The sequence below is a fragment of the Runella salmonicolor genome (genome assembly GCF_024158025.1).
Lineage (GTDB): Bacteria > Bacteroidota > Bacteroidia > Cytophagales > Spirosomataceae > Runella > Runella salmonicolor.
Genome location: NZ_JAMZEL010000001.1, coordinates 421,888 through 433,063 on the forward strand (window position 1 = coordinate 421,888; position 11,176 = coordinate 433,063).

General features: G+C 43.9%; 10 protein-coding genes and 1 tRNA gene. 5 read left to right on the forward strand and 6 right to left on the reverse strand.

Annotated elements, in window-relative coordinates:
• Nucleotides 1–104: 104 nt before the first annotated feature.
• The 4 genes from NCI00_RS01815 to NCI00_RS01830 all read right to left on the reverse strand — a co-directional run bounded on the left by NCI00_RS01815 (nt 105) and on the right by NCI00_RS01830 (nt 4,767).
• Nucleotides 105–467 carry a hypothetical protein gene (locus NCI00_RS01815; protein WP_253524384.1) on the reverse strand — a complete coding sequence of 121 codons (363 nt, stop codon included), beginning with the start codon at nt 465–467 and terminating at the stop codon, nt 105–107.
• Nucleotides 468–595: 128 nt separating this feature from the next.
• A complete protein-coding gene (locus tag NCI00_RS01820) occupies nt 596–2,248 on the reverse strand; it encodes a hypothetical protein (RefSeq protein ID WP_253525993.1) in 1,653 nt (550 codons plus the stop codon).
• 106 nt (nt 2,249–2,354) lie between these two features.
• Nucleotides 2,355–3,902 carry a sulfatase family protein gene (locus NCI00_RS01825; protein WP_253524386.1) on the reverse strand — a complete coding sequence of 516 codons (1,548 nt, stop codon included), beginning with the start codon at nt 3,900–3,902 and terminating at the stop codon, nt 2,355–2,357.
• 40 nt (nt 3,903–3,942) lie between these two features.
• Entirely contained in the window at nt 3,943–4,767 is an 825-nt protein-coding gene (locus NCI00_RS01830; protein WP_253524388.1) for a sugar phosphate isomerase/epimerase family protein, read from the reverse strand.
• A gap of 183 nt (nt 4,768–4,950) precedes the next feature.
• Between NCI00_RS01830 and NCI00_RS01835 the strand changes: the two genes are divergently transcribed.
• From NCI00_RS01835 to NCI00_RS01855, 5 genes are all read left to right on the forward strand, one after another.
• Nucleotides 4,951–5,037: transfer RNA gene (locus tag NCI00_RS01835), tRNA-Ser, on the forward strand.
• A gap of 301 nt (nt 5,038–5,338) precedes the next feature.
• Entirely contained in the window at nt 5,339–5,920 is a 582-nt protein-coding gene (locus NCI00_RS01840; RefSeq protein WP_253524390.1) for a Crp/Fnr family transcriptional regulator, read from the forward strand.
• Between the two features lie 85 nt (nt 5,921–6,005).
• Nucleotides 6,006–6,623 (forward strand): hypothetical protein, encoded by a 618-nt coding sequence (locus NCI00_RS01845; protein WP_253524393.1) that lies wholly within the window; start codon nt 6,006–6,008, stop codon nt 6,621–6,623.
• A 203-nt stretch (nt 6,624–6,826) separates the two neighbouring features.
• On the forward strand, nt 6,827–7,450 hold the full coding sequence (locus NCI00_RS01850; protein ID WP_253524396.1) for a hypothetical protein: 624 nt from the start codon (nt 6,827–6,829) through the stop codon (nt 7,448–7,450).
• A 10-nt stretch (nt 7,451–7,460) separates the two neighbouring features.
• Nucleotides 7,461–7,880: a DUF6326 family protein gene (locus tag NCI00_RS01855; protein WP_253524399.1), complete on the forward strand. Its 420-nt coding sequence runs from the start codon at nt 7,461–7,463 to the stop codon at nt 7,878–7,880.
• On the opposite strand, the gene NCI00_RS01860 is transcribed toward NCI00_RS01855, so the two are convergent.
• Both NCI00_RS01860 and NCI00_RS01865 read right to left on the reverse strand, forming a co-directional pair.
• On the reverse strand, nt 7,840–8,160 hold the full coding sequence (locus NCI00_RS01860; RefSeq protein WP_253524402.1) for a hypothetical protein: 321 nt from the start codon (nt 8,158–8,160) through the stop codon (nt 7,840–7,842). The two genes, NCI00_RS01855 and NCI00_RS01860, sit on opposite strands and share 41 nt — an antisense overlap.
• A gap of 48 nt (nt 8,161–8,208) precedes the next feature.
• On the reverse strand, nt 8,209–10,995 hold the full coding sequence (locus NCI00_RS01865) for a M14 family zinc carboxypeptidase (protein WP_253524405.1): 2,787 nt from the start codon (nt 10,993–10,995) through the stop codon (nt 8,209–8,211).
• Nucleotides 10,996–11,176: the final 181 nt, after the last annotated feature.

An 11,176-nucleotide genomic window follows, 5' to 3' on the forward strand; every position in this document is an offset into this window, starting at 1 on the left:
AAATTGAATGCTATCGGGGGCGTGTGGAGGTCTTTTGATGATAAAAAGCGGTTATTTTGCGATAAAATTGGAGAGTTTTTTTTAGTTTTTATGAGAAATAGACTCTACCAACTGCCTTCTTTCTTCATAGCCAAGTAAGTCCAAACCCCACCCAAAAAATCAAAGGCTGCAAAGGTGAGCATTACTGATTCCATCATTTGTAGATAAACAAATCCAGAAAAGAAAAAAATAATACTGCAACGAATGTATACCGTGACTTTGAAAATAACGGGCAGGTTGTGTTTTGCCGCAACGATGTAGTACACTGATAACGCCATTAGTAAAACCCCTGATAATCGTATCCAAACTTCACTGGTATTAGCCACATCAATTACGGTAAGAAAAAGATTAGGTATAATCAAGAGCGTTGCGCCTACTAGCGTAAGGTAAATACCGAATACCAGCACACTTTTAGCAGAATGAGTCATTTGATTTATTTGTTTGGTCTGAATAATCATAAGGTAAACCTACATAAGATAAAAAAATATTCTGGTAGTCTTAAATGAGTGGGAGGGTAAAATACTATAAACTATTTGCAAACATCTACTGCATAATATCACTGACCGGTGTTAACCTTTACATCCCGGAACATAAACGGATTATCACTGATTCGCAGTGCTTTTCCACTAACCGCCGTTATATTCCTGATAATGACCTCCTTCGTTTTAACATAAGGAAATTTTTCTTGGTAGGAATTGTCCGTCATTTGTGGGTTAAAATTTGCAAAAATGGCAGGCCCTTGGTAATTTTCTGGATGCTGGGAGTCGTCGATACGCAGATTTTCAATGGTGATTTTTTCGGGCATGTAGCAGGTGTAGCCGAAATCATGCTGACCAGAATAGGAACCACTTATCAGGCTGGCACTTATTGATTTTCCTCCCGCTGGCACAAAAACACAGTTGCGAATGATCAACTCTCCCTGCCATGTACTGCCGTAGTCGGGGCGCAGGTTAACAACGCTTCTGCCACGAATGGTAGAATTTTCCACCAATAAAACACCACTGCCGATGGCATTGATTCCCATGTGTCCCAGGGTCGAGTTGCGGATGGTGGCATTGGCCACACCCTGATGGGCATCGAACCGGGAGAGGGTACAATGATCATAAAGAAGATTTTTACAGAAGTTAGAACCCAAAATACCCCAGTACGTATTGTCGTTGATGTCGTTGGTCTGACTGCAATTGACGAAGGATACGTTAAGCGCCCGGTTGACCGAAAGGTCGTAAGAACCCATAGAGACAGGCTTTCCAGCCGCGCCAATGGTGCTATAGGTTCGGTGTCCAGTCAGAATTGTGTTTTTTACGGTTACATAAGCACATTCACCGATGTTAATGAAGCCCCCGTAGGGCGCACCGTGGTCTTCTTCGCCCTTTATATAGTGTTCCAGCCCTTCTACAAGCACATTAGAGCGCCGGATGGCGAGGTTTCGGTTATAATAGGTGTATTTGGATTCGGCTTTATTAGCGATAGTAGTAAAACGTCCCCCTGTAATCTTCAACGGAGTCTCATCTATGGGTAACGCAGTGATGTCGGTGATTTGGTCGAAATCCCAAATAATCGGCGCGTTCATATCTACGTTGCCATTTTTGTCAACGACAAAGATATCGGTCTGCGAAGACCCATTGTTTTGATTGAGCCCAAACCGGATGTATTGCTTTACGTTAGCATTTGTGACCGTGATTAGGCAGGGGCTAGGTAAAGGCACATCAATTTTTTTCTGGTTCCTCTTAAGGGAAGGTATCATTTCTGGTTTAAACGGTTTGAGGGCTGAGCTTACCGTAAAAACAGCGGCATTGCGATTTTGTACCTCGGTGTCGTCAATAATGAAGGCTGCCGTGCCAAAATCAGTATCCGTCTGGATGACCGCGGTGCGCTCCTTGCCGCCGATGTAATAGGTGGCGCCATTGTCGGCTTTCACCAAAAGGCCGTGCAGGTTGGCAAATGCGTGGGTCGCAGCGATGGCGTCTATGTCATCCGCTTTGCCATCGCCTCTGGCGCCGAAGTCACTGTAACGCACCCATTTAGCGGCTTTAAATTTAACGACATCCTTTGGCGCTACGTTTACCTGCAATTCGCCTTTTTCGTTGGTAAATACCTGTGTTTTCTTCTTTTGGGATGTGATTATTACATTTTCAAACGGGCTTCTGTTCTGCCCCTGTGTCACAAATGCACAGATTAAAAAGAGGAATGTAAAGAGTATGTGCTTCATCATATGAGTGAGTGGCGTAATGCCTTTAGGGGTAATCGTTACGTTTTTGGTGTGTGAAAATTGGCTAATAAAGTCAACATAAGCTACGGAGGGTGTTTTTTATTATTTACTTTTTTGCACCATTTCGGGTATAGCCGTTTTGTTGTTGTTGTCTTAATAAAGTTTGCAGATTAGCAGCAATTTTCGGATATGTATTCATTAAATTATTAGTTTCTCCAGGGTCTTTTTCAAGGTCATACAGTTGAGCAGACAAAGCAGGCTTTCTATCATTAGCTGGCCCTTTTGACCAGCCACCGCTGCCCGCACCGTCAATATATTTCCACTTTCCCGACCTAATGGCAAACATTCCATCAATTGAATGATGTATAATACTGGGTCGTACGGGCTTTTTGGTGGGTGAGGTTGTCAGGAGTTTGGAGAAATCAAAACTGTCTTGGCCTGCATTTGAGGGTAGCTTCTGGTGGGTGAGGGAAGCAAAAGTAGCCATCAAATCGGTGAGGCAGAGGGTATGGGCAAGGGTACGGGTAGTATGGATTGCTTGAGGCCAACTGACCAGAAATGGAACCCGATGACCGCCTTCCCAGACATCCGATTTTTGACCTCGGTACCCATAGTTTGCCCGATGTTTAGGGAATTTCTCCTTATCTCCTGGCTTCCAGTCTGCTCCGTTGTCGGATGTGAAGATGACAAGGGTATTTTCTTTTAATCCCAACGCTTCCAGTTTCGCCAACACCTCTCCAACCACAAAATCGGTGTGCATCACAAAGTCTCCGTAAATACCCGCGTTGGATTTGGCCCGAAACTCCTTTGACGGAACCCAAGGTGTATGCGGGCTCGTCAGTGGCAAATACAGAAAAAAGGGCTTTTTCTGCTTCCTCATTTCGGTCATGTATTGCTGCGCTTTTTGCCCCAAAATATCCAACGTATTTTCTACTTTAAAGCCTTTACCTGCGGGGCCCGTTCTCCAAAACACGCCCCTCGGTTCGTTATTTCCAGCCAATTCCACGATTTCTCGTTCGGTGGGTTTGCCATTTTCGAGGTAGAGATAAGGGGGTATATCCAAGGATGACGGGATAATATAGCTGTAATCAAACCCCAAATCGTTGGGGCCTTGTGTCAAATCGGCCTGAATATTCAGCCCGTCTCCCGTAGGCCACACATCAGGCTCTGAGCGAGGCGGTGGCGTTGCTCCATTTTGAAGAGGCCACTCAAGCCCCAAATGCCATTTGCCAATCACGGCGGTTTGATAACCCGCATTTTTGAGCAAATCGGCAATGGTAAATCGTTCGTTTTCAATCAATGGTGGAGAAAATCCCCCCAAGACGCCTTTCTTTAAAGGCGACCGAAAAGCGTAGCGGCCCGTCAAAAGCCCATAACGAGTCGGGGAGCACACCGACGAGCCCGAATGAGCATCGGTAAACCGAAGGCCTGTCTGACTCAATTGGTTAAGATGAGGTGTGGGTATTTGCGAATCAGGGTTGTAGCACTGCAAATCACCGTAGCCCAAATCGTCGGCCAAAATAACAATGATATTTGGGGGAGGAGACGTCGAAACCTCACCTTTTTTGATTTCATTACCCGAAAAGTAAGACTTAAAACCCAAAAGGCCTATCAAAACCCAACTGCTAATAAAAAGGGATGTTCTGAGTTTCATCTTGAAATTAGAGCATTAAAGTGAATAAATTTAGCCTGTTTCAGGCGTCTGCCCAAGTCTGGCGCGCAAAGGTTACGCTTGCTTGGATGCCTTCTTTTCCTTTGTTTGCCCACTCTTCCAAACAAAGCCATCCGTCAAAATTTTTGGATTTTAGGTAGCTAAATATCTCCCCAAAAGGAACGATTCCAGTCCCTAGCGTAACGGGTTGCAATTGTCCAAATGTGGCAGTTTCGGCTACATGAATGGTCAATACTTTATCAAAAACGGCGTCGAGGATTTCGATGGTATCTGCGTACCCTGCGGCTAAAATATTGGCGGTATCAAAATTAATCCCGACCGACGTTTCGCGCAGGCCTGCGGCAATCTGCAAAAAAATGGCGGGAGGATGGCTAAAGTCGATATACTCCCACGCGCCGGGCTTGGCGTGGTTTTCGTACACGAGCCTGATGCCGTATTTGTCGGCCACGGGCGCGGCCTTTTTTAGGTATTCGATGGCCCACCGTATACCCTCATCCTCGCGGGTGCTGGGATGCGCCTGCCCAGCGGTTACGCGTACGAATTTTGCCCCCAAGGCGGAGGCCAACGCGATGTCGTGCACCAAAAAATCAAACTCCCGCTCTCGTTGCAAAGGCTCTGGATGCGTAAAATCGGGGTAAGTCGTCACCATGATTAGCGGGATACCTTCTTGAGCAATCTCATTTTTTAGCTGAGCAATATACTTGGGCGTATGGTTTTTGATTAAAGTACTACCCAAATCAAAACCGTCAAGGCCCAGATTTTTGCAAAGTCGGGCATATTCTGAGATGGTCATTTCATTATTCATGATAGCCGCGAATAATGACACCGATAAGCAGCTCATTTTCATTCCAATACGTTCATTAAAAAAGTGAATTCAACAAAGAAATCCAATTCACGCGCCTAAATACTCATTGAAACACAAATCATTTGCTTTCAGCAGTGTTGATTCTTTTGGCAGATGCCCTTAAATTCTGTCGGTAATAGTTGTGTGTCCGCCTACTTTGGATTAGTTTTGCAGCCTGAAATAAACAGAGAGGTGTCCGAGTGGTTGAAGGAGCACGCCTGGAAAGTGTGTATACGGGCAACCGTATCGAGAGTTCGAATCTCTTCCTCTCTGCCCAAGTTATTCATTTTCAATAATTTACAAGAAAACATTCGCGTTTCTGAAAGCCCTAAAATTGATTTTAGGGCTTTTTTGTTTGCTCCCTCCTCATTCACTCACTACGCTATTTTACTAGATTTACGTTGTTACTACCCTTTAATAACTTTTTCACATGAATAAAGTAGCATCTATGAGTTGCTTTAAAAGTATCGTTACTTTTATGCTTCTGAGTGCTCAAGTAATAAAAGTGAACTAGAGCCAAGCCGAAAACCGTTGGTGAAAAGTGTAATGAAGGCAATAATAACATATAAAAACAATGCAAGAAATACTATTTAACTTTATATCAAAATATGTTTCACTGACAGAAGATGAGCAGAACGCACTCGTTTCCTTGGACATATTTCGCTCGGTAAAGAAAGGGACGATTTTACTCAAAGAAGGACAAAAATCGAAAGAAAGCTACTTTGTTCTGAAAGGTTGTATTCGGACATATTATGTGTTGGATGGTGAAGAAAAAACTACTGCTTTCTACACAGAAATGGAAGCTTTTACACCCCCTTGTGTAATAAACAAAACTCCGTCCGAATATTATATAAGTTGTGTAGAAGACACTATACTTACAGTTTCAAATTCTGATATGGAAGTAGAAGTCAATAGTAAATTTCCAAAGTTTGAAATAATGTGTAGAGTATTGTCGGAAGAATTGTTAGCTAAACAACGAATAGACTTTGACGAGTTTAAGACTTCTTCACCGGAACAACGATATTTGAATTTATTGCAATCCCGACCAGACCTTATTCAACGGGTGCCTCAACACCAATTAGCAAGTTTTTTAGGTATAAAACCACAATCTTTAAGTAGGTTAAGAGCAAGAATTACTGAGAAAGATAAGGGGTAATGTACATTACTTAACTTAAGTGAACGAGATTAGGCACCCCCTCAATCTACCTTTGCATTATCGTTTAACATTAATTAAAACAGATATGCAAAAGAAAATTTTATTGTTCGCTTTGACCTTAATGATGACAAACACTCTACAAGTTAAAGCACAACATACCAAACAAGACAGCACTTTCAAACGGTGGTTTGTTGGGAGTTCATTATTGATGTTAGGAAATTTTTCCCAAGTAAACAACCCTGAGTATGTACAATTAAATGTTGGATATAGGATAACACCTAAAGATGTTGTTTCCTTTGAATTTAAAAGATCTATTTATTCTTGGCCAATAGGTATCCCTTTTGGACCATCATTTGATGCACCAGGCCTAAACTATCCTGGCCATGCACGCATCCTTGCTCCTACGATAGGATACCAGCGTTTTTGGTGGAAAGGAGTTTATACATCCGTTCATGCATTGAATGCTTTTGAAAAATATATGGATGAGAATAAAAAAAAGATTGGAAATGGGTATACTTTATATCTGAACTTCCATTTGGGTTACCAGTTTAAGTTTTTCAAAAACCGTTTCTTTTTTGAACCAGCTCTTGGATGTAGTTATTGGCCTGTAAGAACAAATGTTCCAGAATCTTTTAAATTAGTAGAAAAAAAATGGCCTAACTACTTTATTCAACCTGGGCTTCATTTTGGGTTTAACTTTTAGTAATTATACCTACAATTTTAACATTTCCACAACTCCAATTAGCGGGCTATTTGGGGATTAAACCTCCGTCACTACACCGCAGACTAGGAGCAAGAATCTTAAAAAAAAGCAACGAGTTACTTCATTTCTTAACTTAAGTGAACGATTTTAAGTCTATTGCCAATCTACTTTTGCAGTATCGTTTAACATCAATTAAAACAGACATGCAAAAGAAAATTTTATGGATTGGACTTGCCTTAGCGTTGGCAAGCAGTTTACAGGTGAATGCACAATATGCTAAAACAGATAGCACTTACAAACGGTGGTTCGTTGGTAGCACTTTATTTTTATTGGGTAATTTTGATCAAGTAAACCCTCCAGGATTTGCTCAGCTGAATTTTGGTTATCGTATTACAGGAAAAGATGTTATTTCTCTTGAACTAATAACTTGGAAACATGCTTGGCCACTTGGTATTAACCCCTTTTATAATGAAGCATACGGAACACCTGAAGAGAAATACCCTGGTTATATAAGAGAATTTGGAATTGGCTTAGCTTATCAAAGGTATTTTTGGAAAGGTCTTTACGCAGCAGTACATGTAACGCCTATGTGGCAAAAATATAAGAATGAAAACGGTGACAAGGTGGGTAAGGGTTTCATTATATTCAACACTTATCGAATTGGCTATCACATTAAACTCTTTAAGGATAGGGTTTTCATAGAACCATCTCTTGGTATTGCTGGTCGTCCTTACTTCACTGAAATGCCTAATGGATTTAAAGAAAAAGATGACAAGTGGCCAAAATGGACACCTGAACCCGGGCTACATTTCGGATTTAATTTTTAATTGATAATTCATGAATACACAAAACTCACTGGAAGACATCAAAGTCAGTGTGAAACTAAAACTTGCCACGCTGTGGGCAAGTTTTATGTTTCTCTATATCTATGTTGATTATTTTGCCTTGTATATGCCGAGCAAGATAGAAGATATTCTGAAAGGGAGAGTGTTTGTATTTGATATTACGCAAGGATTTCTTTTGGCAGCACTCGCCTCAGTCACCATTCCGGCACTGATGATTTTCCTTTCTGTTGCCCTGCCAGCTAAAATAAATCGCTGGGCAAATATCATTATTGCCGCGGTGTATATTCCCTTTACATTATTTAATTTAGCAGGAGAGGCTTGGATGCATATGGTGTTTGGCGCCGTTGTAGAAGTCGTTATTCTTTGTCTAATTATCCATTATGCCAGGCAATGGCCTCGTATTGAAACTTAAAAAACCTATAAACGAAAGCGGCTTTTTTTAATTCCAAAATCGTTTCATCCCGCCACTGCTTAACTTTGGCTTCGCTCTGCTGGAGGGCTTCTACAAACTCCATCCAAGCTTTTTCAACAGCCGCCCTAAATGTATTAGGTCGTAGTTGACCTGCGGTATAGCTTTCTGCGCCCAGCCCGCTTGCTTCTACTCGAAACAGCGCTGGCTTAGCACTTCGTAATCCGATGGTTTGTATTTTAAGCTCATGAGCGAAAAGTACAAAATTTACAGCTTTATTCATCTATCAATAACGTGGGCGAGGTTCAGCACCTCGCCCACGTTTTGTTTTCTACCGCAGCGCATTCCAATTCAAAATCGCATTCCAAAGCATCGGCGCGTCGTGGTGGTTGAGGTAGCGGTGCAGCGGGTCGAAGGTAAACGCTACCACTTGGCCTTTGCCTACGGGAACGTTAAAAATCCCCCCGTGACCAATGATGGTCTGCTCGTTGCGCACCATGCCCGACAGCACATAAGGCGGCTCGGGTTTGGGCGTTACTGGTTTGGGGTCTTTTACCTCTTTTTTATCAGGCAGGCCCATCACGAGGCCCTTGTATTCCTCTTCTTCTTTGAGCGGTTTGGTGCCGTACTGCATCAGCATCATGTCGCGGTCGCGTTTTTCGGTTTGGAGCAATGCCCCCTGACCTTTAAACACGTGAAAAACTTCGGGATAACCGTACATAATCGGATGGTTGCGGTTGCGGGCTTTCACCTGCACAATCGAACCCGGATGGAACAACGTGGGTGATTCGTACCGCTTCAATTCGCGCACAATGCCGAGGTCAGACATGATGCTCGATGAGTTGTCTAGCGTAATCAATACCCCGCCTGTATCCACAAATTTCTTCAACTCCGCAACGCCCTCAAAGCCTGGGCCTCCCGTCATGTCGTCGGTGCTGCTTGGCGTACCGTGCGACGGAAATTCGGTGGTTTGGGTGTAAGGCATCGGGCCAAACTTAGTATCTACTTCGTGGAGGAAGTTAGCGCCTGTACCGCCCACGCGCGGCACCAAAATCACGTCAAACTGCGCCCGTAGATTGCCTTTTTTGAGGTGGTCTTTGTGAATGGATGTGTAAGGAATGCCGCGCTGCTCAAAGGTATAGCGCGACCAACCCTCGTCCTGCGTTTGGTACCAAGTATGGTAAATTGCCACGCGTGGCAGGCTTACTTCGTGCTGTTTTACGGTAGGGAGGTTTTTTGTGGGGATTAAATCAAAACCAAATTTGGCCGCCACCTGCTTGGCTTGGTCGGCGGTGATGCCCGTAAATACCACCGCACCCTGCGCCAACGTATCTTTGCGGCCTTCAAGGGTAGTTTTGGCGTCCAGTACGATGGTTTTGGCGTTTGCATTTTGGGATTTTACCCAATAAGCCGCCGATAAAACCGTATTTTGGGCTTTATAATTCAGCACATAATGGCTACCCTCACCGTCGACTTTTCCCTCAAATTTGGCATCAGTAGTCAGCATTTTGAGGTCGGAGAGGTCGTATTTCAGGGTGTCTTGCTGCGTAACAGTCACACCATTGAGGTACTGCAAGGTCCACGCGATAGCATCATAAGGGGGAAATTTGGCTTCTTTGGGATAGTTTTGTTTGGTCAACAACGACACGGCATAGTTGCGGTACGGTTGGTTCAACAATACCACATAATCACCTTGATTTTTACCCGTTTCGGCCTTGTGAACTTCAATTCCTTGGGTGCGTAACTGATTGACCAAATAAGCCGCCATAGCTGGGTCGCGTTGGTCTTTGCCTATCACAAATGCCTTGGGCGTTTCTTTGGCAGCTTTGTTGAGATTATTAAGACTCTTTGTGTAAAAATTCTTAAGCAACAACTTTCCATTAGCCGCGGCATAACCTAACGACGCCAACACGCCCGCCTGCATATAGTTGATGTTGTTTCGGAACGACCAATACACTTTTTCGGTGGCAGGGTACGGCCGATACCACTCGCGGCTCGTGACGTTGTCGCCCGCAAATTTGGCATTGGCCAAGTCACGCATAAAGGTATTGGCCCCTGCGTTGCCGTAGGTTTCGTAAAAACGTCCCACGGAGTTGTGGTTATTGGCGACCCAAATTCCGTAACCTGGATACCACCCGTCGTAAAACGCCCAATTGAATACACCGGGCAGTCCTTGCCCTGCCAACGTCGTCATGTCGTGGTCGGCCATGATTTGCCATTCGCCGATGGCCACGGGGTCCACGGCTTCGCTGTACGGCCCCGTACCTGTAGAAATATACAACAACGGCACCGACTCGTGTAAGTCGAGCATCACGGTAGGATGCCAGTCAAAATAGGCTTTGAAAATACTTTTCGTGATGGCCTGCGATACCTGCAAGCCGTCGCGGTTGTTGTCATGAAAAACATATTTGCCCCAATACGGCGGTGAAGCGGGCATCCCGTCCTCAAAATTGGTGCGTTTTTTGGTGTAACGGTTGTACCAATCCACCATTTTGTCCCAGCCGTCGGGTTCCGAAACGGGGTTGATAATCACGATCAAGTTGTCTCTAATGGCCTTGATTTCTTCAGCTTGGCTCGTTACGAGTCGGTAGGCCAATTCCATCAGCATTTCGGGCGAACCAGTTTCGGAAGCGTGCATTCCACCGTTGAGGAAATACACCACTTTGCTGTCGCCCACGATTTTTTGTACGTCAGCGGGATTTACTTTGCGCGGGTCGGCAAGGAGAGCCAACTGTTTTTTGTAATGGTCGAGCCGTTTGATGGTGGCGGCATTGGCGATAACGGCCATCTGGATGGGCCGATTTTCTTCGGTCGTTCCGATTTGCTCGGTCACAATATTGGGCGACGTTTGGGCTAGTTTTTGAAAATACCCGTAAATCTCCGCCGTACGGTGCAATGTGCCCGCTGCTCCGATGATTTGTCCAAACTGTTTCAGAGGCGACGGAATCTTAGGGTCGTTGACCAAATCCAGCACCGACGAAGGCAAAAAGCGCGGGTCGGTGGTGGCTTCTTTGATTTTTTGGTTGTAGGTTTCATCAATCTGCTGCGCTTGCACGGCAACCATTGAAAACGTAAAACAGAAAGCAACAAATGATTTTAGTAAGAGTTTGAAGTGCATAGTAGGTTAGGTTAAGGTAATTAAAAAAACGAGGAAGTAAAGAATTTTTAAAGATTGCATTATATAGTTCTTTTATCAAGTGCTCCTAAAATTTAATTTTAAATGTAACCAAACAACGTCAATTACATTCCAAAACTGGAAAACGATTACGCATTAATTCCCTATTTTTGGCAAAACAACC